This window comes from Aquirufa ecclesiirivi (assembly GCF_011250515.1).
GTDB classification, from domain to species: Bacteria; Bacteroidota; Bacteroidia; order Cytophagales; family Spirosomataceae; genus Aquirufa; species Aquirufa ecclesiirivi.
Genome location: NZ_JAANOP010000002.1, coordinates 50,117 through 72,907 on the forward strand (window position 1 = coordinate 50,117; position 22,791 = coordinate 72,907).

Annotated in this window: 22 protein-coding genes; 9 read left to right on the forward strand and 13 right to left on the reverse strand. The window is 37.9% G+C overall.

Annotation, left to right across the window (positions count from 1 at the left end; translation table 11 throughout):
- The first annotated feature begins 6 nt into the window (after positions 1-6).
- From G9H65_RS03520 to G9H65_RS03530, 3 genes are all read left to right on the forward strand, one after another.
- Positions 7-1,212, forward strand: coding sequence for a sugar MFS transporter (locus G9H65_RS03520; RefSeq protein WP_166373972.1), 1,206 nt, complete (start codon positions 7-9; stop codon positions 1,210-1,212).
- A gap of 88 nt (positions 1,213-1,300) precedes the next feature.
- Positions 1,301-3,316, forward strand: a complete 2,016-nt coding sequence (ispG, locus tag G9H65_RS03525; protein ID WP_205753236.1) for a (E)-4-hydroxy-3-methylbut-2-enyl-diphosphate synthase — start codon at positions 1,301-1,303, stop codon at positions 3,314-3,316.
- Position 3,317: 1 nt separating this feature from the next.
- On the forward strand, positions 3,318-3,506 hold the full coding sequence (locus G9H65_RS03530) for a DUF6728 family protein (RefSeq protein WP_166373973.1): 189 nt from the start codon (positions 3,318-3,320) through the stop codon (positions 3,504-3,506).
- A gap of 2 nt (positions 3,507-3,508) precedes the next feature.
- On the opposite strand, the gene G9H65_RS03535 is transcribed toward G9H65_RS03530, so the two are convergent.
- On the reverse strand, positions 3,509-4,558 hold the full coding sequence (locus G9H65_RS03535) for a thioredoxin family protein (protein WP_166373974.1): 1,050 nt from the start codon (positions 4,556-4,558) through the stop codon (positions 3,509-3,511).
- An 11-nt stretch (positions 4,559-4,569) separates the two neighbouring features.
- Complete coding sequence (gene gldC / locus G9H65_RS03540; protein ID WP_166373975.1) at positions 4,570-4,920, reverse strand: gliding motility protein GldC; 351 nt, start codon at positions 4,918-4,920, stop codon at positions 4,570-4,572.
- Positions 4,921-5,004: 84 nt separating this feature from the next.
- Here gldC and G9H65_RS03545 point away from each other — a divergent pair, with 84 nt between their 5' ends.
- Entirely contained in the window at positions 5,005-6,258 is a 1,254-nt protein-coding gene (locus G9H65_RS03545) for a competence/damage-inducible protein A (RefSeq protein WP_166373976.1), read from the forward strand.
- 2 nt (positions 6,259-6,260) lie between these two features.
- Positions 6,261-7,529: a dihydrolipoamide acetyltransferase family protein gene (locus tag G9H65_RS03550; RefSeq protein ID WP_166373977.1), complete on the forward strand. Its 1,269-nt coding sequence runs from the start codon at positions 6,261-6,263 to the stop codon at positions 7,527-7,529.
- A gap of 153 nt (positions 7,530-7,682) precedes the next feature.
- Here G9H65_RS03550 and G9H65_RS03555 read toward each other — a convergent pair whose 3' ends face one another.
- The 6 genes from G9H65_RS03555 to G9H65_RS03580 all read right to left on the reverse strand — a co-directional run bounded on the left by G9H65_RS03555 (position 7,683) and on the right by G9H65_RS03580 (position 13,341).
- Positions 7,683-8,018 carry a hypothetical protein gene (locus G9H65_RS03555; protein ID WP_166373978.1) on the reverse strand — a complete coding sequence of 112 codons (336 nt, stop codon included), beginning with the start codon at positions 8,016-8,018 and terminating at the stop codon, positions 7,683-7,685.
- Between the two features lie 326 nt (positions 8,019-8,344).
- The gene (locus tag G9H65_RS03560) at positions 8,345-9,106 is read right to left on the reverse strand and encodes an acyl-CoA desaturase (RefSeq protein WP_166373979.1); all 762 of its coding nucleotides are present in this window, start codon (positions 9,104-9,106) and stop codon (positions 8,345-8,347) included.
- Between the two features lie 90 nt (positions 9,107-9,196).
- Complete coding sequence (locus G9H65_RS03565) at positions 9,197-9,856, reverse strand: DUF4159 domain-containing protein (protein WP_166373980.1); 660 nt, start codon at positions 9,854-9,856, stop codon at positions 9,197-9,199.
- Positions 9,846-10,562 (reverse strand): RsmE family RNA methyltransferase, encoded by a 717-nt coding sequence (locus G9H65_RS03570; protein ID WP_166373981.1) that lies wholly within the window; start codon positions 10,560-10,562, stop codon positions 9,846-9,848. The genes G9H65_RS03565 and G9H65_RS03570 overlap by 11 nt, the downstream gene beginning before the upstream one ends.
- Positions 10,563-10,564: 2 nt before the next feature.
- The gene (locus G9H65_RS03575) at positions 10,565-11,122 is read right to left on the reverse strand and encodes a hypothetical protein (RefSeq protein WP_166373982.1); all 558 of its coding nucleotides are present in this window, start codon (positions 11,120-11,122) and stop codon (positions 10,565-10,567) included.
- Positions 11,123-11,133: 11 nt separating this feature from the next.
- On the reverse strand, positions 11,134-13,341 hold the full coding sequence (locus G9H65_RS03580) for a glutamine synthetase III family protein (protein ID WP_166373983.1): 2,208 nt from the start codon (positions 13,339-13,341) through the stop codon (positions 11,134-11,136).
- A 244-nt stretch (positions 13,342-13,585) separates the two neighbouring features.
- Between G9H65_RS03580 and G9H65_RS03585 the strand changes: the two genes are divergently transcribed.
- Positions 13,586-14,599, forward strand: coding sequence for a glutamine synthetase beta-grasp domain-containing protein (locus tag G9H65_RS03585; RefSeq protein ID WP_166373984.1), 1,014 nt, complete (start codon positions 13,586-13,588; stop codon positions 14,597-14,599).
- Between the two features lie 88 nt (positions 14,600-14,687).
- Positions 14,688-16,013 carry a tRNA (N(6)-L-threonylcarbamoyladenosine(37)-C(2))-methylthiotransferase MtaB gene (mtaB, locus tag G9H65_RS03590; protein WP_166373985.1) on the forward strand — a complete coding sequence of 442 codons (1,326 nt, stop codon included), beginning with the start codon at positions 14,688-14,690 and terminating at the stop codon, positions 16,011-16,013.
- A gap of 99 nt (positions 16,014-16,112) precedes the next feature.
- Here mtaB and G9H65_RS03595 read toward each other — a convergent pair whose 3' ends face one another.
- From G9H65_RS03595 to G9H65_RS03605, 3 genes are all read right to left on the reverse strand, one after another.
- Complete coding sequence (locus tag G9H65_RS03595) at positions 16,113-17,456, reverse strand: ammonium transporter (RefSeq protein WP_166373986.1); 1,344 nt, start codon at positions 17,454-17,456, stop codon at positions 16,113-16,115.
- A 21-nt stretch (positions 17,457-17,477) separates the two neighbouring features.
- Entirely contained in the window at positions 17,478-18,632 is a 1,155-nt protein-coding gene (locus tag G9H65_RS03600; protein WP_166373987.1) for a porin, read from the reverse strand.
- A gap of 352 nt (positions 18,633-18,984) precedes the next feature.
- Entirely contained in the window at positions 18,985-19,332 is a 348-nt protein-coding gene (locus G9H65_RS03605; RefSeq protein ID WP_166373988.1) for a 4Fe-4S dicluster domain-containing protein, read from the reverse strand.
- Between the two features lie 148 nt (positions 19,333-19,480).
- Here G9H65_RS03605 and G9H65_RS03610 point away from each other — a divergent pair, with 148 nt between their 5' ends.
- A complete protein-coding gene (locus G9H65_RS03610) occupies positions 19,481-20,494 on the forward strand; it encodes an aldehyde dehydrogenase family protein (protein ID WP_166373989.1) in 1,014 nt (337 codons plus the stop codon).
- On the opposite strand, the gene G9H65_RS03615 is transcribed toward G9H65_RS03610, so the two are convergent.
- Both G9H65_RS03615 and trpS read right to left on the reverse strand, forming a co-directional pair.
- Complete coding sequence (locus G9H65_RS03615; RefSeq protein WP_166373990.1) at positions 20,467-21,015, reverse strand: phosphatase PAP2 family protein; 549 nt, start codon at positions 21,013-21,015, stop codon at positions 20,467-20,469. The genes G9H65_RS03610 and G9H65_RS03615 overlap by 28 nt on opposite strands.
- 2 nt (positions 21,016-21,017) lie before the next feature.
- A complete protein-coding gene (trpS, locus tag G9H65_RS03620) occupies positions 21,018-21,989 on the reverse strand; it encodes a tryptophan--tRNA ligase (protein WP_166373991.1) in 972 nt (323 codons plus the stop codon).
- Positions 21,990-22,105: 116 nt separating this feature from the next.
- Between trpS and G9H65_RS03625 the strand changes: the two genes are divergently transcribed.
- Positions 22,106-22,789, forward strand: coding sequence for a DUF2461 domain-containing protein (locus G9H65_RS03625; protein ID WP_205753237.1), 684 nt, complete (start codon positions 22,106-22,108; stop codon positions 22,787-22,789).
- The last annotated feature ends 2 nt before the right edge of the window (positions 22,790-22,791 follow it).

The following is a 22,791-nucleotide window of genomic DNA, read 5'->3' on the forward strand; positions in this document are numbered from 1 at the left end:
ACCTTTATGACAACTACAAACAAACCTACCAACACCTCAGCTGCTCTGTTAATTATCGGAATACTCTTCTTTGTATTTGGATTTGTGACTTGGGTAAACTCCGTATTAATTGCTTTTTTCAAAGCAGCCTTTGCGTTAAATAATTTTGAATCTCTATTAGTAACCTCTGCTTTCTTTATTTCTTACTTTGTCATGGCTATTCCATCTTCTTGGGTCTTAGCGAAAACAGGATTCAAAAACGGAATGTCTCTTGGTCTAATGGTCATGGCCGTAGGAACTGTATTATTTGTACCTGCTGCTCAAATGTCTAATTACCCCATGTTCCTTTTAGGATTATTCGTCATCGGAACAGGATTAGCCCTTTTACAAACAGCTTCTAATCCTTATGTAACCATCTTGGGTTCACCAGATTCAGCAGCTAAGCGCATCTCTGTCATGGGAATTTGCAATAAAGTGGCTGGTATTTTAAGTCAGTTTATTTTTGGCGGCTTATTATTGTCTTCCACCACGGATGCTAAAGATTTAAGCATTGTCGTTAACCCTTATTTAATCATGACTGGGGTTTTAGTGGGATTGGCTTTATTGGTTCGTTTCTCAACTTTACCAGAAGTGGAAGCAGAAGAAAGTGCAGAATCGGCAGCAGAACAACGTTCTAGTGTATGGGCTTATCCGAATTTAGTGTTAGGGCTCGTTGCATTCTTTTTATACGTAGGTGTAGAAGTAATGGCGGGTGATACGATCATTAATTATGGCGTATCTCAAGGTATTGATATGGAAGTAGCCAAAACCTTTACGACTTATACATTGTATGGCATGTTGGCGGGATATGTCGTGGGTATATTATTCATCCCGAAGATTTTATCTCAACAAAAAGCCTTGAATTATTCCGCAATATTAGGGGTAGTATTTTCTCTTGGAACAGTCCTTTTAGACGGATATTATTCAGTGATGTGCTTAGCCTTGTTAGGTCTAGCCAATGCGCTTATGTGGCCAGCTTTATGGCCATTAGCAATCAGTGGTCTAGGTAAATACACGAAATTGGGTTCCGCATTAATTATTATGATGATTTCTGGAGGCGCTTTAATTCCCTTATTGTACGGGGATATTGCCGATCGAATTCAAGATACGCAAATAGCTTATGTCATTATGGTTCCCTGCTATTTGTTTATTTTATTTTACGCAACAATCGGACACAAAAAGAGTTCTTGGTAGTAGCATCATGCAAAAAGAGCCTCATCTTATTTCCATGAGATGAGGCTTTTTGTTTGTATTTCGTACATTTGAATTAAATTTTATACCTATGTCAAGTCTTCAACAATCGTCTTCAGCTCATTTGATCAGCGATGGGAATATGTATGCTCCTACCTTGTTCGGCTATCAGCGGAGAGAAACGATTCCTGTTTCCATTGGCGATTTGATGTTGGGTTCAGATTTTCCCATTCGAATACAATCCATGACAACCGTGGATACCATGGATACTGCAGGATCCATAGAACAGTCCATTCGCATGATTGACGCAGGCTGCGAATTGGTACGGATTACTGCTCCTTCCGTTAAAGAAGCTCAAAATTTAGAAAATATTCGTAAAGGATTACGCGCTAAGGGCTATAAAACACCTTTGGTTGCTGATATACATTTTACCCCCAATGCTGCTGAATTAGCCGCTCGGATAGTGGAAAAAGTACGTATTAATCCAGGAAATTACGCAGACAAAAAGCGTTTTGAAACGATAGAATACAGCGAGAGCTCTTATCAAGCTGAATTAGAGCGTATTCGTGATAAGTTCTTGCCTTTGGTGAAGATTTGCAAAGAATACGGCACAGCGATGCGTATTGGAACTAACCACGGTTCATTATCCGATCGAATTTTAAGTCGATATGGTGATACCCCTTTAGGCATGGTAGAATCTGCTTTGGAGTTTCTTCGAATTTGTGAAGATGAAAAATACTTCAATATTGTACTCTCTATGAAAGCTTCCAATACTCTAGTCATGGTGGAAGCCTACCGTTTATTGAGTAAAAAACTGGCAGATGGCCAATTTAAAGCTTATCCCTTACATTTAGGGGTTACCGAAGCGGGTGAAGGTGAAGATGGTCGAATTAAATCGGCTGTAGGAATCGGTACTTTATTGGAAGATGGATTAGGAGATACGGTACGGGTATCTTTAACCGAAGATCCTGAATTTGAAATTCCAGTAGCCAAAGATTTGGTGAATCGTTATGTAGGTCGAAATCGTCCAAATGCACCCATTCCAAGCCTAAGTAATTTATCTGCGGGATTCGACTCCCCCATCAATCCATTTGCGCATACCAGAAGAAAAAGTGCCGAATTGATGAATTTTGGTGGGCATCAAGTACCCCGTGTTATCGCTGACTATTCACATTTGAAAAGCATCAGCATGGAGGATCTGAAATCCATTGGTCATTTTTATTTGCCAGAACCCGATAAATGGGCCATGAATGATTTGGGGGCTGATTATTTGTTTACCGGGACTTCAGATTTAGATTTCATGCTTCCCAATGGATTGAAACAAATACAATCAGCTACAACTTGGCTGCAATCCAGTCCTTCTGAGCATCAATTTCCATTATTTGAAGTGGAAGATTGGTTAAAGGCAAGCAAGAAACATGCCCAACTTAATTTTGTTCAGGCGGATGCCGAGGAGATTTGGTCTAATGACTTATTCGTCAATGCCCTTAAATTGGCCCAGAATGAGGTATTGGTACTTTCTTCGAGCTTTTCTAATCGAATGGCAGCCATTCGACGAGCCTTTTTTGAATTGGAAATACAAGGAATTCATATTCCTGTAGTAATACGTTTGAACTATCAGGATATTCATGCGGACCAATTTCAACTATTTGCACCAACAGAAGCAGGTGCTTTATTTATTGATGGATTTGGTGATGGATTAATGCTTTCTTTAGCAGGTTTACCTGTTCAATCCTCGCTGGAGAATTCTACCAATTTCGGGATTTTACAGGCCTGTCGAGTACGTATTTCTAAAACAGAGTATATATCTTGCCCATCTTGCGGAAGAACCTTATTTGATCTTCAAGAAACAACTGCCAGAATCCGACAAGTAACAGATCATTTAAAAGGGGTGAAAATAGGAATCATGGGATGCATCGTGAATGGCCCAGGAGAAATGGCCGATGCTGATTATGGTTATGTAGGTATAGGTAAGGACAAAATTGCCTTGTACCGTGGTCAGGAAGTCGTGAAAAAGTCGGTACCAGCAGATTCTGCTGTAGATGAGTTAATACAATTAATCAAGGAAGACGGAATCTGGAAAGATCCGCAAGAAACGAATAACTAAGATGAGCAGACTAAAAGAACAATTCAGAATTGGTGAAGTATTTACTTACTTTATTCGTGTATTTCAAAAGCCAAAACCAGGTGCACCGACGAACTTTAACATTCGTACGATGCACATGATCAATAAAATATCGATTGTGATGTTTTTGTTTTGTGTGGCTGTGATGATTTATCGCGCACTTTTTCGCTAGAATTATTTCATTCCAAATTTACACCAATGTGTTTTGGCATAGGCTAATGCCTTTTTGTCCTTCGTTTTACCATTGACATAATCACACAAGTATTGGTATTCCTTAGGGCCTGGAGCATTGGGAAGTACTGCCAATAATTTTTCAATCACTTGAATGGCCTGAGTAGCTTTCTTTTGTTTAAACAATAAAGAACTTTCAACCATCCACATTCTTCTTTGAATAGAGCCTGGGTCTAAACCAGCTTTAGCCATTTGGGCTTTAATCTTTTGAATATCAGCTACGCTTAATTTATTTGCTTGAGAGCTTGTCAAGACGATTTGAAAGATATTTTCATAACTCATCCTGACAGGATTAGCTTCATAAATTCTTTCATAAGCGGGAATGTGGTTGATGAAATAATCAAAAAGTACATTGTTATTATTCATCATCACCATTTGAATGGCATTGAAGGTACTTTGTGAGGTATATTGGCTAGGATTTATGGTCTTAGCAAACACATTGAAAGCGGCAATATTGGAAGTTGTATCACCCACTATTCGAGCATACTCAGCATAGTTTAATAAGAACTGCGGGTTTTTATCTCCTGCTTTCAATCGTTTGGCATAATTCTGCGCATGTTCAGCTGGATTAATTGCTTTTTGAGCTATTGAATTCACATTAATGACAGAATTATCTCTTTCCCCAAATATCTTAGCCCCAACGATTTGTAAACTAGTGGGATCCATGAATATAAAGGTAGGTGTGGCATTAATCGTGATTTTCAGCTTTTTTAAGAGCTTTTGATTCTCAGGATTACGAATGTCCAACTGGAAATTGATAAATTTAGCATTGTACAAAGCCCCCACTTGGGGTTGAGCAAAAGTTCCTTTAAAAGCATTACAAATATGACAATCTGGTGCATATACTTCCATAAACAAAAGTTTATTTTGTTGTTTAGCAGTTGCCACAGCCGTATTAAAATTGCCCGTTTTAATGAAGTTGATGCCCTTTTGTGCCAAACTAGGCACAGAAATAAGCAGTATGATGGCGATGAATAAATGGGATACTTTCATGTATATTTTGCTTATTGACCCTTTTCAGCCGCGATGATTTCTTTCTTTAAATGACTCGATAAAGTCATACAAACTTGTTCGATTTCCTGAGAAAAGTAACTATCACCAGTAGCTTGCAAGGAAGCTTCCGAAACTGTTCCTAAAATTTCAATAAAAAAGCGTTTCATATCCAAAACCTCCATGTCTTTCGTCCATAAGGGTAAAGTCAAAGTACCTTTGTGGTAAGGATCCCAGGTTGCAACTAATATCGCTTTTGTTTCCTCTATTCCTTCATTGGGATTATCTGTGGCGGACCAAGAAATTTGTTCAGGAATGTTATTTTCGTCTAAACTTATTTTGAAATTTATCTCTGATTGTTTCATTGCTTAATTTGAATTGTTTTTCGATTCAGGGATTAAATTCTATCCCAAATAAATCGTATTTTCGTACAAAAGTAAGAAAACTTAATGGTTCGAGCAGAAATTATTACAATTGGGGATGAGATTCTTTATGGGCAAATATTGGATACCAATACCCAGTGGATTAGCCTGGAATTAGACAAAATAGGAATTAAAACCATCAGAAAGTCGTCCGTAGGCGACCAGGAAAGTGAAATTTTAAACATACTTGAAGAAGCTCAACACCGGGCTGATATCGTATTTATAACAGGTGGATTAGGTCCAACCAAAGACGATTTAACGAAAAAAGTTCTAGCGAATTTCTTTGGTTGCGATATGGCATATCATCCGCAAGCATTAGAAGACGTGCGTGTGTTCTTTGAAAAAAGAGGGCGTGAATTAAGTGATTTGAACCGTGATCAAGCCTTATTGCCTACTAAAGCACAATATGTTCAAAATAAGCAAGGAACAGCGCCTGGGATGTGGTTTGAGGAAAAAGAAACGGTGTGGGTTTCCATGGCCGGAGTACCTTTTGAAATGAAAGCCATGATGGAAGATTTGGTTTTACCACGCGTAGCCCAACATTTCAAAACACCCACCATTGTTCATAAAATTGTTAAAGTAGTAGGTATCGGTGAATCTTATTTGTCGGATATGATTCAGGATTGGGAATTGTCTTTGCCCAAACATATTAAATTAGCCTATTTACCTTCTTTGGGAATCGTTAAATTGCGTTTGACGGGCTTTGGAGACAGTGTTACTCAATTGAATCAAGATATTCAACATGAAATTACTCGGGTCATGCCCCTCATTAAACCTTATGTGTTTGGATATGAACAGGATGAATTAGCCCAAGTGATTGGTCAATTATTGGTTGAAAAAGGCGCTAGTATTTCAGTGGCAGAAAGTTGTACGGGTGGGTATTTATCTCATTTATTTACAGAAATTGCAGGAAGTTCCGCCTATTTTAAAGGAGGCGTTATTTCCTATGCAAATGAAGTGAAAATAAATAGTTTGGGTGTTTCTCCTACCCTTTTGGAACATGAAGGTGCAGTCAGTGAAGCATGTATCATTTCCATGGCCAATGGAGTAAGAGAGAAACTACATAGTACTTTATCTTTAGCCACTTCTGGTATTGCAGGTCCCGATGGAGGTACGGAGGAGAAGCCTGTTGGTACAGTTTGGATTGCTTTATCTCATGAAGGTGGTGTTATAACTCGCAAATTGCAATTAGCTGGAACTAGGAAGCAAATAATACACATGACGGCCCTGAACTGTCTGAATTTAGTTAGGAAATTTTTGTTAAACGAATTGACTCAATAGTTATGGCCATCATGGAAGTCATTATGCCTAAAATGGGTGAAAGCATCATGGAAGCAACCGTATTAAACTGGTTGAAAAATCCTGGTGATTATGTGGAAGCTGATGAATTTATTTTAGAAGTTGCTACTGATAAGATCGATACCGAAGTACCGAGTCCAGTTTCAGGATATTTACAAAAGATCATCGTTCCTGTTGGGGAAATTGCTACCATTGGTAAGGCTATATGTGTGATTGATTCCATAGAAAACTCAGCTGATACGACTCCAAGCGCATCCGTAGCCAATATGTTTCCAGAGCACGAAGCATTAGCTTTATTGACAGACGTTAGTTTAGGGATTTTAGGTCAAAATGAAGAAAAATCAAATCCTTGGATTTCTCCTTTGATCAAACAAATTTGCCTGCAAGAAAATGTAACACAACGAGAACTTAGTACCATTAAGGGTTCGGGTTTGGACCAGCGAGTTACTAAGAAAGATGTATTGAATTATATCGCTGTCCGTAATTCCAAACGGATGATAGCTTCAGGTACGCTAAGTCAAGGCCCAGGCTTACGCTTACCGGGTGATGTGGTAATCGAAATGGACCGTATGCGTAAGATGATTTCTGAGCGTATGGTGGATTCTAAGCGTATTGCCCCTCACGTTACGTCGTTTCTAGAAGCGGATATGACAGCCATGGTAACGTGGCGTGAAACGGAAAAAGCCAACTTTTTAGCCAAATACAAAGAGCCAATAACCTACACACCATTATTGATCATGGCTACGGCCAAAGCACTTAAGGATTTTCCCGGCATGAATATTTCTGTTGAAGGAAATTACCTAGTACAGCATGAGCAAATCAATATAGGCATGGCGGTAGCCTTACCCAATGGTAATTTAATCGTTCCGGTTATTCATGAAGTGGATAAATTATCTTTATTGGAATTAACTAAAAAAGTTAATGATTTGTCGAACCGGGCTAGGTTGAATAAATTGACTCCCTCTGATTTAGAAGGAGGCACTTATTCCATCTCCAATATTGGTTCTTTTGGTAATTTAATGGGTACTCCCATCATTGTCCAGCCTCAGGTCGGAATATTGGCATTTGGAGTCATTGAGAAGAAACCTGCGGTCATATCTGGTCCTCAAGGAGACCAGATTGCCATTCGTCAAAAGATGTTCATTTCCCATTCCTATGATCACCGTGTGATTGATGGTTCTTTGGGCGGAGGTTTCTTGAAACGAGTTTCGGATTATTTAGAGAAATTCAATATTTCAGATCACGAATTGTAGTCAGATCTTTATTTTACATGAGGCTCAGGATGTTATTCTGAGCCTTTTTTATAAAATATGCAAAGTGTTGTCTTGCCTGATAAATGGCCAAAGTAAATGATGTGATTTTAGTTTTTTTGAAGCTTTTCTAAAAACATTACTTAAAATACATTTTTACGGTATTTCTTTTTTTGAAAAAAAAGAAACAAAAAAACTTCTTTTCTTGTCGTTCATCAAAGGCGAATTTCGCTTCGCGAAACCGTGATTCACTTCGCTATCGCCTATATTTTTGACGCCAACGCGCATCGCCTTTGCTATGGTCAAAACCTCGTCTACCGCTGCGTTCATCATCTTTCGCTCGTGCTGACCGACGGTATTTTCTATCAAAAAATCAACAATCTTCATTCTGAAACTAAACTCTAAATAACTGACAATTGATGAGGTTAATCCCAACGAAAGATGGGAACGTAGCATGAGCGAAGCGGTAGGCGGATGGTTGCCCCTGCGCATAGGCCATATGAGATAGAGTCAAAGATTAAAGCCGAATGCGGAGTGAACATCGGTTCCGCGTAGCGGAATTCGTCTTAGGATTAACCGCACTTCTTTTGTTTTTTTTGTTTCTTTTTTTCAAAAAAAAGAAATACCTCAGTATTGGAATTAAAGTAGAGTTCGATATAAAATAACATAGATTGATTCAATTATTATATATCGGAAAATCCCAAATATTATTGACCAACTCGCTCGTCCTAAAAACTGTCAACTAATTTCAGGTCAGGACACGTTGATAAAAAAAAAGCCCTGAATAATTCAGGGCTTTTACATAATGCTTTGTACAATTAAAACTTGGAATTCGGGTCCTTAACGTTAGGACGAATAATTTTTAACCAAGTTAATAATTTGACCATCGGATAGGTAGGATCAATCTCAAACCATTTGGTGGCAAAATTGACACGGTTTGGTAATTTATGGTGGTTATTTTGGAACAACTCCCCCATCATCAGGACATCTACTACTAAGGAGTTCTTGGAGTGATCATGATTGTCATAATTTTGATAGCCATATTTGTGACCTGACCAGTTAACAATGGCTCCATGTACTGGACCCATCAAAAAGTGTACCGGTAACAAAAAGAAGAATGCCCAGTGCATATCAAAATAACGGTATGCTACTATGTAGAATGAAGAATAGGCCACTCCCCAACCAACACGTGAAATCCATGAATCACCGATTTTTTCAATTGTTTTTGAAACAGGGTAATCATGTTCAAAGCGCTCTTCTACTTTTTGAGAACGGTTTAAAACCGCATTATAAATGTTCTTCGTTTTCCACATCATGGTAAAGACATTGCTAGAGAACATCGGTGAATGTGGATCTTTAGGTGTATCAGAGAATGCATGGTGCATTCTGTGTAGAATGGCGTAAGCTCTTGGACTTAAGAAAGAAGATCCTTGTGACAAATAAGTAAGAAAATAGAAAAATTTCTCCCAATACTTGTTCATTAAGAACATTTTATGTGCTGAATAGCGGTGTAGGAAGAATGTTTGACTAAAAAGAGATACGTACCAATGAATAATAAAAGCTGGAAGTACTAATTGCATAAATTATATAATAAGATTATGACTACAAATTTAACTATGAAAAGTTTAAGAATCTCTAGTATTCCAATATACTTTTATGATTTTTATCAGTTAAGGGTGCAGGAAAGCGTATTGAAGTATATTGACTCCCATCCTAAGCGCGGCCTCTCTTTTTTCTGCCGGATCATGGTAAATACTTTCATCTTCCCAGCCATTTCCTAAATCACATTCATAGGAATAAAAACAGATAAGTCGGCCTTGATAAATCAATCCAAATCCCTGAGGTGCTTTTCCATCATGCTCATGAACCTTGGGTAGGCCTTTGGGAAAGGGATATGCTTGTGAATAAATGGGATGGCTATAAGGTAATTCTACAAAACTTAATTCTGGGAAGACTTTCGCCATTTCTCTGCGAATGGACTTGTCTAAACCATAATTATCATCAATATGCAGAAAGCCACCACCCAATAAATATTGGCGTAAGTTTTTTTGTTCTTCTTTGTCGAAAAGCACATTGCCATGTCCTGTCAAATGTATAAAAGGGTAATTCCAAAGCATGGGACTAGTTAATTCCACCGTTTCTGGACTGGGATCAATGCCCATTTTCTTTTGTTGGTTGGCAAATTGAATAAGATTAGGTAAGGAAGTCTTGTTGGCATACCAATCTCCTCCCCCTTTGTATTTTACTTTGGCAATTTTAAACAAGGGATTTTGAGCCAAAATAACTTGACTAAAACCTACTAGTAAGAAAATTAGCGCCTTAGTTTTCATGTAATAAATGAATGGCATGTGTGGCAGCCAAACCAGCTGTTTCTGTTCTCAAAATAGCTTTTCCTAGACTAAAGGGTGTCCAATCAGTTGAAATTAAAGCCTCACTTTCTTCGCTGGAAAAATCACCTTCTGGGCCAATCAAAATATGATACGCTTGATTCAAATGTATACTTTTACTTAAGCTTGAACTAGGAGGATTGGAAATGTAAGCAAATAGTTTTTGCTCATCTTCCTTGTTTCCAAGTTGTCCGACAAGCTCTTTGAAGGAAACCATGGGATAAATAGTCGGCAAAAACAGATTTTTAGACTGTTTCAAAGCCGAAATGACAATTTTTTCTAAGCGATGCGTTTTAATCTCTTTTCTTTCGGAATACCTAGAATGAAAAAAGCCAATGGATTGAATTCCAAATTCAGCGCATTTTTCCACCATCCATTCCATGCGTTCCATTTGCTTAGTGGGTGCTATCCATAGGTGAATCGCATAGGCGGGCATGACCGAATTTTCTATTTCATTTACTAGATGGAATGAGGTCTTTTTACTCGTAGATTGGTCAATTTTAGCCTCAAATTTTTGCCCCTTCCCATTTAAAATAAAAATCGGGTCTCCCGCTTTTAAACGGAGGACCCGATGGGCATGAATGGATTCTTCTTCGCTTAAAAAAGGGCTAGCAATTGGATTTGGCTCATAAAAAACCGGAATACTCATGCTTACTCTTCTTCAGATTTGAAAGAATATAAAGATGTATCTAATTGTATATTATCCGCATTGAAATCATGGATAAACTCCTCAATCACTTCATCTGTTAATGCAGGAACATATAAAGCAGCCTCTAAACCGATACCAAAATCAAAGTCTTTATCTACTTCTACATATTCACTAACCTTGATTTCATCGTTTTCTTCCATTTCTTCGATGATTTCTAAGACCATCATTTCTACTTCTTCATCCAATGAATCATTTGCTTGATAGGTCTCATCCCTGTTTTCAATAGGAACATACAAAGGAAAATGCTGGATAGCTTCTCTCTCTGCAGCCTCATATAGCAAGCTAGAATAATGTAATTGTAGAGTACAAAGGATGGCGTCGTAGACTACCTCTTTTTGCTCAAAATGGCCCACAAATTGTATGTGGACCATTTCTCTATCATTGCTTACCGGAAGATCTTCATCTTCAATCAAAATAAAGTTACGTTTTTCAGATACGCAAAGCTCTTTCAAACGGTTGATTTCCTCAGGAGAAAATCCGGGATTGCTTATTTGTGTCATAAGAAGACAAACTATTTAATCATTAATAATTCTCTATACTTTGGTAATGGCCACTCATCATCATCAATGATCAATTCCAATTTATCCACAGCATAACGGATTTCTTCGAAATATCCTTTGACCTTAGAGCCATATAAGAACGCTCTTTCTTCCAGATTTTCTACGTTATTAGCCTCTTTTCTTGCTTCTGTCATATCATTTTGTAATAAAACAATCTTAGAAGTATACTCAGAGATTTTTTTAATCATTTCAATCGTTGGAGCAAAATACTGAGGATCAATGCCAATTTCCTTCTGTCCTTTCACATTTTCTACCAATTGAGTTTGGTATTTTAATGAAGTAGAAACAATGTGGTTAATCGCCATATCTCCAACAACACGTGATTCAATTTGGATTTTCTTAATGTAGTTTTCCAATTCAATCTCGTAACGAGCATGCATTTCTTCTTTAGAATAAATGCCGTATTTCGTGAATAATTCAATTGACTCTGGGCGAGTATAAACTAACAAAGCCTCAGGAGTAGTTTTCATATTAGATAAACCTCTCTTTTCTGCTTCTTCTACCCATTCATCCGAGTAACCATTTCCCTCAAAACGGATTTTCTTAGATTCTTTGGCATAACGCTTTAACACATCCATGATGGCCAATTCTTTCTTCACTCCTTTTTCTAAGATAGCATCTACCTCTTTACGGAATAAGATTAATTGGTTAGCTACAATGGTATTCAAAATGGTCATGGGTGCTGCTGAATTGGCAGAAGAACCAACGGCACGGAATTCAAATTTATTACCTGTAAAAGCAAATGGAGATGTTCTATTACGATCCGTATTATCCAAAATCAAAGAAGGGATTTTGTTGATACCTAATTTTAGGTACACATTATCTCCTTTTTCTAATTGGAATTCTTCGATATCCTTCATGTTTTCTAAATCATCCAATACATTGTTCATGGTAGATCCTAAGAAAACAGAAACAATCGCTGGAGGCGCTTCATTGGCCCCTAAACGGTGCTCATTGCCTGAAGATGCGATCGATGCTCGTAATAAGTCGGCATTATCATGTACCGCTTTAACTACGTTCACAAAGAAAGTTAAGAAACGAAGGTTTTCTTTTGGTTTAGAAGATGGTCCCAATAAATTGACACCCGTATCCGTACCCAAAGCCCAGTTATTATGTTTACCTGATCCATTGATACCAGCAAATGGTTTCTCATGGAACAATACTTTTAATTTATGTTTTACGGCTACTTTCGACATCAAATCCATCAAAAGCGCATTGTGATCACAAGCTAGGTTGGCTTCCTCAAATGTCGGAGCCACCTCAAATTGCGCTGGAGCCACTTCATTGTGACGCGTGCGAACAGGCATACCTAATTTTAAAGCTTCAATTTCAAAATCAACCATGAACGCATTCACACGGGTTGGAATAGATCCAAAATAATGATCTTCTAATTGTTGACCTTTAGCAGGCGCATGTCCAAAAACCGTTCTTCCCGCCATCATTAAGTCTGGACGAGCATTGTATAGAGCCTCATCTACTAAGAAGTATTCTTGCTCAATACCTACGGTGGGTACAACTTTAGTTACATCACGATTGAAATATTCTTTTACCACAGCAGTAGCTGCTTTGTCGATTAATTCAATAGATTTCAATAATGGAGTTTTGTAATCAAGTGCCTCGCCTGTATATGAAACAAAAACTGAAGGAATACATAAAGTAGCTGTTCCAGCCGCATTTTCCATGATAAAGGCAGGTGAAGATGGATCCCAACCTGTATATCCGCGTGCCTCAAATGTAGAACGAATTCCACCGTTCGGGAAAGACGAAGCATCTGGCTCTTGTTGTACTAAAGCAGATCCTTTGAATTTTTCTACCGCCTTACCCGTACTTAAATCAATATCGAAAAACGAATCATGTTTCTCAGCAGTAGTTCCTGTTAAAGGTTGAAACCAGTGTGTATAGTGAGTCGCTCCTTTAGAAATAGCCCAAGATTTCATCGCTGCAGCTACCTCGTCAGCCGCATCACGGTCGATTTTGGAGCCCGTATTAATGGCTGTCGTAATCTTAAGGTATGCTTCTGGTGATAATAATGAGCGCATCACCTCATCATTAAATGTCATATTGCCGTAATAATCACTTACTTTTTCAGTAGGGATTTTCACAACGGCAGTAGCTCTACTTTGAGCTAATTCAAGAGCTTTGAATCTAGTTATTGCCATGGTTGGAATTTGGTTATCAAGAACGTAAAAATAGGATTTTTGCTTGTTACTTGAAACAAATTTAATCTCTTTTTCCCGTATATCTTGTTAATTCTAATAATTGTCATGTTTTTTATTTTCAAGTTTAATAGTAAAGAAATTGTATAATTTTTATGTCAAAAAATTGTTTTTCTTGAAAACAGGTTTATTTTTGCATTGTATTTGGTACAAAAAATGAATTTTTAATAAAAACACGTTTAAAATCATGGCAAAATCTAAACTTGAATACATTTGGCTTGACGGTTACAAACCTACTCAGAGTTTACGTTCTAAAACAAAGATTGAAAATAACTTCAGTGGCAAACTAGAAGATTGTGATATGTGGTGCTTTGACGGCTCATCTACTGAGCAGGCTCCAGGTGGATCTTCTGACTGTCTTTTGAAACCTGTGTTCATTTGCCCTGATCCTGCTAGAAAAAGTGCTTACCTAGTAATGTGTGAAGTGTTGAATTCAGATGGTTCAGCACACGAAAGTAATGGTCGTGCGACTATTGAAGATGATGATAATGATTTTTGGTTTGGTTTTGAGCAAGAATACTTCTTGTGGGATCCAGAAACTAATAAGCCTTTAGGATTTCCATCCAACGGTTATCCAGCGCCTCAAGGACCATACTATTGTTCAGTTGGTGCTAAGAATGCCTATGGTCGTGATATCGTAGAAGAGCATTTAGACATTTGTTTAGAAGCTGGATTAAATGTGGAAGGTATCAATGCCGAAGTAGCTGCTGGTCAGTGGGAATTCCAAATTTTCGCAAAAGGTGCCAAAGAAGCAGGTGATCAAATTTGGGTAGCTCGTTATTTATTAGAAAGATTAGGAGAGAAATATGGTGTTGCTATTAACTGGCACTGTAAGCCCCTTGGAGAATTAGATTGGAATGGATCAGGAATGCATGCCAATTTCTCTAATACGGCTTTACGTACTTGTGGAGAAAAAGGTACATATGATGCCATCTGTTCTGCATTTGCTCCAGTAGTGAAAGAGCATATTGAAGTATATGGTGCTGATAACCACTTACGTTTGACTGGAAAGCACGAAACTCAATCAATCCACCAGTTCTCTTATGGAGTTTCTGACCGTGGAGCATCTATCCGTATCCCTATTGCAACAGTAGAAAAAGGATGGAAAGGTTGGTTAGAAGATCGTCGCCCTAACTCAGCTGCCGATCCATACAAAGTAGCTTCAAGAATTATTAAGACAGTAAAAACAGCCAAATATTAATATTTGGAGTATTGTTTCATACATAATTGAGTAAAAATGGCGGATTTATCCGCCATTTTTGTTTTAAATTTGTAGCTTATTATTCTGCATGAAAAAATTAGCTTTTTATACGTTAGGTTGCAAGTTGAATTTTGCCGAGTCCAGCACCATTGCTCGTTCCTTGGAACCCATGGGTTTTGAACGGGTAGAATTTCAACAAAGCCCTGATCTTTTCGTTATCAATACTTGTAGCGTGACTGATCAAGCAGATAAAAAGTGTAAAAAAGTAGTTAAAGAAGCTAAAAAAATCAATCCAGAATCAGTAGTCGTCATTATGGGCTGCTATGCTCAATTGAAACCTGATGAAATTGCTCAAATCCCTGGGGTTGATTTGGTTTTAGGAGCAAATGAGAAATTCCAATTAGCGGACATTATATCACCTTATTTTGTTTCTGAAAAGAAACAAGCCTTGCCTAAAGTGATAGCTTCTGAAATTCGCTATGATTTAGATTACCATGCCTCCTATTCTGTCAATGACCGAACACGAACTTTTTTAAAAGTTCAGGATGGTTGTGATTACCCCTGCTCCTATTGTACCATTCCTTTGGCACGTGGACAAAGCAGATCGAGTAGTATTAAAAATGTGTTGGGTTTGGTTAAGGAAATTGCGGAAAAAGGAGTTAAGGAAGTCGTATTGACTGGCGTAAACATTGGAGACTTTGGTATTCAACAAGGTAAGCGTGTCGAATCTTTTTTTGATTTGGTCAAGTCACTAGATGATCAAAACGATTTAAATAGATTTCGTATATCTTCCATAGAACCTAATTTATTGCACAGTGAGTTATTACACTACCTAGCTGATTCACCGTATTTTGTGCCACATTTTCATGTTCCACTACAATCTGGTTCCAATGCAGTTTTACGATTAATGAAGCGTAGGTACCAAAGAGAATTGTATGCTGATCGGGTTCGCGAGATAAAATCTCTGATGCCAAATGCTTGTATTGGTGTAGATGTGATTGTAGGTCATCCTGGTGAAAGCGAAGAGATGTTTTTAGATACCTATCATTTCTTAAATGAATTAGATATTTCCTATTTACATGTATTTTCTTATTCAGAACGTGCCAATACCTATGCGGTCGATATCCAGCCAAAAGTAGATGCAAAGGTGAAAGCCGAGCGTTCGAAAATGTTACATATTCTTTCCGATAAAAAACGTCGGGCTTTTTATGAATCCCAAGTAGGGCGAAAAGGCAAAGTGCTTTTTGAAGAGGCTTCTTCGGATGGTTTTATGGAAGGGTTTTCTGAAAATTACGTACGCGTTCGTGTACCATTTGATCCTTTATTAATCAACACCATTCAGCCTGTACGCTACAAATCTTTAGATGATGAAGGATTAATGCGGGCGGACATCTTAATAGAACAATTCGTTTAATACGTATAAAACAAAAAAGCCGGAAACTAGAAGCTTCCGACTTTTTGATTGAAACAAAACCACAAGAACCATTACTTGCGGCTTTGTCTATATGTTAGACTATTCCGTAATCGACTCGTCGTGTTGCGAAATGTCCAAACCTAATCTTTCTTCTTCCTCATTAACACGTAATGGAATGATTTTATCCGTTACAATTAAAAGGATATATGATACGCCAAATGCAAAGGCAGAAACGATGGCAAGAGCTAAAATGTGTTTTACGAATAAATCTGTTTCTCCGTAGAACAAACCGTTACCAGCAACCGCAGAGTTTACTGCGCTAGTAGCGAAAATACCTGTCATCAACATACCAACCATTCCACCTACACCATGGCAAGGGAAAACGTCTAAGGTATCATCTAAGTTGGATGATGCTCTCCAGTGAGCGATGATGTTAGAAACCATTGCTGCGATTACACCGATGAAGATAGCTACTGGAAGGGTTACAAAACCTGCTGCAGGTGTGATGGCTACTAAACCAACTACAGCACCGATACAGAAACCTAATGCAGATACTTTTTTACCACGAGTTACATCAAATAAGATCCAAGATAAACCCGCAGAAGCAGCAGCAATGTGCGTAGTAGCGAATGCCGTAACAGATAAGGAGTTAGCTCCTAATGCTGAACCTGCATTGAATCCAAACCATCCGAACCATAATAAGGCAGTACCTAATAATACGTATGGAATATTAGCTGGAGGCAAAATGTTTGACTCGATGTGTGACTTTCTACGACGTAAGTAAAGAGCACCTGCTAAAGCAGCCCAACCAGCTGACATGTGAACAACAGTACCACCTGCGAAATCTAAAACACCTAAATTGAATAAGAATCCGTCTGGGTGCCATGTCCAGTGAGCCAATGGAGAATAAACAAAGATGCAGAAAAGCACCATGAATAAAACATAAGCTTTGAAGTTAATTCTTTCTGCCAATGCTCCTGAAATTAAAGCTGGGGTAATTACCGCGAACTTCATTTGGAAAAATGCAAATAACGCAAAAGGAATCGTGAATTTAATCTGGTCAGCTGATCCTAATGATAATTTGTGGTCAAACACATTATTGAACATAAAAAAGGTAGTTGGGTCACCAATCCAGCCGCCAATGGAATCTCCAAATGCTAAACTGAATCCAAAAACCACCCAAATAACGCTGATAACACCCATGGCAATGAACGATTGCAACATAGTAGAGATCACATTTTTATGATTTACCATTCCCCCATAGAAATAAGCTAATCCAGGAGTCATTAGGAGTACTAATCCAGAGGCTACAATCAGCCAAGCTGTGTCACCCGTATCTATGCCTTCTGTAGGAATCGATCCAGGTAGATCGGTAAACAATGCAAGCACCGCGACTGCAAGTAATACTAGAAGCGGAATCCAAGTTGGTTTTTGTGTTGTCATGTCCGTAAATGTTAAGTTAAATTAAAATTTGTATATAAAGACTGTTCCAAATGTGGCTTGTGATTTTTGAGACTTTCCATCACCATCCACAAATTGAGCGGTTTTGTATGCGTCTGTTCTTAATTCTGGTTTGATCAATAAGTGTCCTTCTGCTGTAGTGAAAGTAGCAGTTAAGGTAAATGAACTTACATCTGTTCCAACTGTCTCGCCGGCAGCATTGATACCACGCAAAGCTCTAGCTCCACTAGTATTATCAAAAACTTCGTAACGACCTCCTAAGCTAAAGTGGTCTGTGAAAGCGTAGTTTGAGTAAAGTGCTACCCCACCCCAAGTTTTGCTATCACCTACACTACCACCACCTTGAAAATCACCTGTTTGTGAACCATAAGCAGCATTTAAGCCGATTAAGTATTTAGGAGTTACTTGGTATGAAGTGGTTAAGTCTAATAAGTTGTAACTACCCGAATCATCTTTTCCACTAGCTAAAGGAGCAGATTCGTTGGAAGTAATTCCATTGATGTATACGTTCCATCCCTCTTTAGGAGCAAAAAAGAACTGACCTATGAAACCTTTCGAAGAGTTGTTATCATTTAAGTTATCTACGTTATTCACGATACCCAACATCAAAGCGGATTTAGAAGAGAACGCATAGTTGGCTTTAGCACCGATGTGGTAGAAAGGACCGTTATTGAATAAGTTAGATAATGAATAATTATAATTCACGGGTGCATCAATAACTTCATATCCAATGTGTGTACCAAACTGACCCACAGTGAATGTCCATTTGTCGCTAGGCTTCCAGTTGAAATATGCTTGTTTAATAGCTAAAGCAGTGGATGCTTTTCCTGCGCCTAATGGTCCAACTACGTTACCGTATTGGCCAAGGTCTGCATTTGGTCCAAAAGTTAAATCAACCACAACATCCGATGTTTTTGTAGCATAGCCAAATTTGGTCTGTACTAAACCGATGGAGAATTGATTTGATTTTTGATCAAAAGCTCTTTCGTAACCTGAAGTACCTAGGTTGCTGCGGTTTGTCGGATTGTTAAAATTTAACATATAGTACGAATCGATGTAACCCGAAAATGTAAATTTTGAGCTCTCAGCTTCTTTTTCTTGGGAAAATCCCAAAAAGCTAATTCCTGACAATAAGAGGGTAAAGATTGATTTTTTCATATTCTTTAAATTTTAATGGGAAAATAAATGCTTGACTACGGGACAAATATTGTTTTAAAAAAAATACAAAACAAGAATTATTGATAAAAATTAAACCTAAAAATGATAATTATTCAAAAATATTACAATTTAAGGTTAAAAATTAAACCTAAAATTTGAATAATTACAAAAATGAATAAAAATGGGATTAAAATTGAAACTCATTTTCGCAAAATTGACATTTTGAGGTTTTTATTCTTAGAATAGTATAAATTGGATATTATGACTTAGGATAAGTCAGTTTGGATTAAACTGAGGCAAAAAAAAAGACCTGCACGGGGCAGGTCTCTGTAAGTATCTATATTATAGCTATTTATTCAGCATGTAACCACGCTTTTTTAGCTAATAAGGTATCTTTATCTTCTACGTGATCAGGGTCAGGTACGCAACAATCTACTGGGCAAACAGCCGCACATTGTGGTTCCTCGTGAAACCCAGTACATTCCGTACACTTATCAGGTACGATGTAATAAAATTCTTCTGAAACTGGCTCAACGGGCGCCTTGGCGTCCATAGTGGAACCATCTCCTAATTCTACTTCTGTTAACGAGGTTCCCCCTGCCCATGTCCACTCAACTCCACCTTCATAAATCGCTGTATTAGGGCATTCTGGTTCGCAAGCCCCACAGTTAATACATTCATCTGTAATGATAATAGCCATAATCTTTTGTTTAAGACCTTAATCGTCCTTTTTGAAAGAAATTTATGCAATTTACATCCAAAATTTTGAATACTATATATTTTTAAAAGACTATTGCAAAATTTTTAGAACTTTGCATTCCCATTGCATGCTAAGAACCATTCCATTTATGAAAAAAGAGTCATTTTTGCAGCTCATTGCCTTTTTGTCGGACTATTTTACAAAGTCATCTAACAAGGAAAAAATAGAACTTTTTATAGATAGAGCTAAAAATGAGAATCCATGGTTCTCTGAACACCTCATTCGTGAAGCTATGGAAGCTGTTCAATTGCAATTTTTTGATGTGACCGCTTGGGAAGCTTTTTTTCTACAGCACCCCTTACAAGTTTCTACTCGCCATCAAGTCGGATTAATTTTAGCGGGAAATCTACCTGCTGTTGGTATTCATGATGTCTTAATGACTCTAGCTAGTGGAAATGAGGCTTGTATTAAATTGAGTTCTCAAGATAAATCCATCATGCTTTTATATGTTCAAGCCATGCAAGAGTTTAGTCCTGATGTGCCCATTCGACTAATTGAACGTTTACAAGGTATGGAGGCCGTCATAGCTACAGGAAGTGATTTCTCTGGTTCTTACTTTGCCCATTATTTTGCCACTATACCCCACATTATACGCAAGAATAGAACTTCCATCGCAGTATTAGATGGCTCAGAATCAAAAGAGGATTTTCATGCTTTGGCTAGCGATGTATTTTCTTATTATGGTTTGGGATGTAGAAATGTATCCACCATTGCTATACCAGAGGCTTATGATCCACTTCCTCTTTTTGATGTGTTAACTCAATACCATTGGGTTTTAGATCATACTAAGTATTCCAACAATTACCAGTACCACAAAACCCTTTTTCTTTTAAATCAAATTCCTCATTTTGATTTAGGAAATGTATTGATTCAAGAAAGTCAAGATTTAGTTTCTCCCGTTGGCGTGGTTTATTTGAGAAGATATGCTTCGAAAGAAGAACTTCTAACTTGGATACAAGCCTCCGAAGGAAAAATTCAGTGTATTGTTGGAGCTGATTCAGAGCAGGCAAACCAGGTAGCATTTGGAAAAAGCCAACAGCCTGGCTTGAGTGACTTTGCTGATGGAATTGATACTTATGCTTTTTTGACAAGCTTGTCGTAAATAAGGTGTTTTAATATAATAGTTCCCAAAATACCCACAGCAGCTCCAGTAATGACATCCAATGGATAATGGGCTCCAAGGTAAACGCGACTGTAGGAAACTAGAAATGCCCATAGCAGCAATAAATTTCTCGCAGTTTTATGTTGAGTTATTATATAAAAGCCAAAAGCTAATGCAAAGGAATTGGCCGCATGTGAGGAGCAAAATCCATACAATCCTCCACAGCCATCGGGTAAATGTATCCAAGAACTAAATGCTGGTTCATGGCAGGGTCTTAATCGTTGAAAATAGGGCTTTAAAATACTAGAAGATATTTGGTCGGCCCAAACAATGCATAAAATCAAATAGGATATGGAAGCTAAAAATAGCTTTTTCTTTTGTTGGTAAACGATATAAATCAAATACAAATACAAAGGAACCCAAATCCAGCGGTTGGATAAAAGCACCATGATTTCATCCAGACCACTCGCATGCGCTTGGTTGATCCATTGAAAAATATCACGATCCCACTGTGGCCACATAACTAAAACTGAAAGATTTCCCGTACTCGTTGAATCGTAGCCTCAGCAATAGGTTTTACTCGGGCCTCTCCTTCTTCTAATTTGGCTTCGATTTCCTTGGGATTGGCCATATAGTAATCGAATTTCTCACGGGCTTCTTTGAAATAAACTAACATAGCCTCGTATAATGCTTGCTTCGCATGTCCATATCCATATCCACCTTGTAAGTAATTGACTCTCATTTGAGAAACATCTTCCGGAGAAGCAATCAATTGATACAATTTGAAGGTAATATCTTCATCTGGATTCTTCGGGTCCTCCAAAGGGGTGGCATCCGTCACAATCTTTTTGATTTGTTTCAATAAGTCCTTTTCAGGCAAAAACACATCAATGTAATTGTTCAAGGATTTGCTCATCTTTTGTCCATCGATGCCCGGGATCGTCATGACATGCTCGGAAATTTCAGCTTCAGGGATAACGAAAATGTCTTTTTGAGCTAAACGATTAATCACGCCAGCCATATCCCTCGTCATTTCAATATGCTGACGCTGATCTTTACCTACTGGTATCAAGTTTGCATCATATAATAAGATATCAGCGGCTTGTAAAACGGGATAGGTAAATAGACCCGCATTCACATCGGCCAATTTATTGGATTTGTCCTTGAAGCTGTGCGCATTTGCTAGCATCGGGAAGGGTGTCACACAAGATAAATACCACAATAATTCGGTATGGTAGGGAGCCAATTTCGACTGGCGGTAAAAATAGGTATGCTCCGTATCCAATCCACAAGCTAACCAAGCTGCCGCAATGGATAAGGTATTCGCTCGGATGCTAGCACCATCTTTTAAACTCGTTAAGGTGTGTAAATCGGCTATAAAAAGGAAAGATTCATTACCAGATTTCTTAGAAAGTTCAACCGCTGGTAGGATGGCTCCTAATATATTTCCTAAATGTGGCCGACCAGAAGATTGAATGCCCGTCAGAATGCGCATGCTTTAAAATTTAATGTTTTACAAAAATCAAGAAAATAGCGCGAAACTCCCAAAGTTTGCGGGCAAGTATTGACTTATTTATTTAAATTCGTTTATATTTTTTGATTCCTAGGCTCATGTCCATTCCTTCTTCCCTTTTGACCTTTTTATCTGATTTAAAAGAAAACAATACAAGAGAATGGTTTGGAGAAAATAAGGACAGATTTCTAGAACAAAAGTCGGCATTTGACCAATTTACCATTCAGCTCATTTCGCTTTTTGGGGATTTTGAAAACATGGATGGTGTGGAGTTGAAGCATTGCTCCTACCGTATTTACCGTGATGTTCGCTTTGCCAAAGATAAGGCCCCTTATAAAACCTGGTTTTCTGCTAGTTTCTCGGAAGGTGGACGTAAGTCAGGTCTAATGGATTATTATGTGCACATTGAACCTGGTGGAAAATCCTTTTTAGGAGGTGGTATGTATAGTCCTACGCCTGAGCAATTAGCTATATTTCGACAAGAAATAGATTATAATGCGAAGCATTTAAAAGGAATCATTCATGCTCCTGAGTTTTTGAAGGTGTTTGGAGAAGCTGTGGGAGATGCTTTGAAAACAATGCCCAAGGGATATCCTGTTGAACATCCAGAAATTGAGCTATTGAAGAAGAAACAATTGTTTTTTTGGCGAAAATACAGTGATTCTGAAGTGTTAAATCCCAAATTTGTAGAAACACTAATACAAGATGCACAGGTATTGAAACCTTATCTAGATTTCTTGAATGCCATTTTTTTTGATAAAGAACCCTTTTCTATTAAGTAATT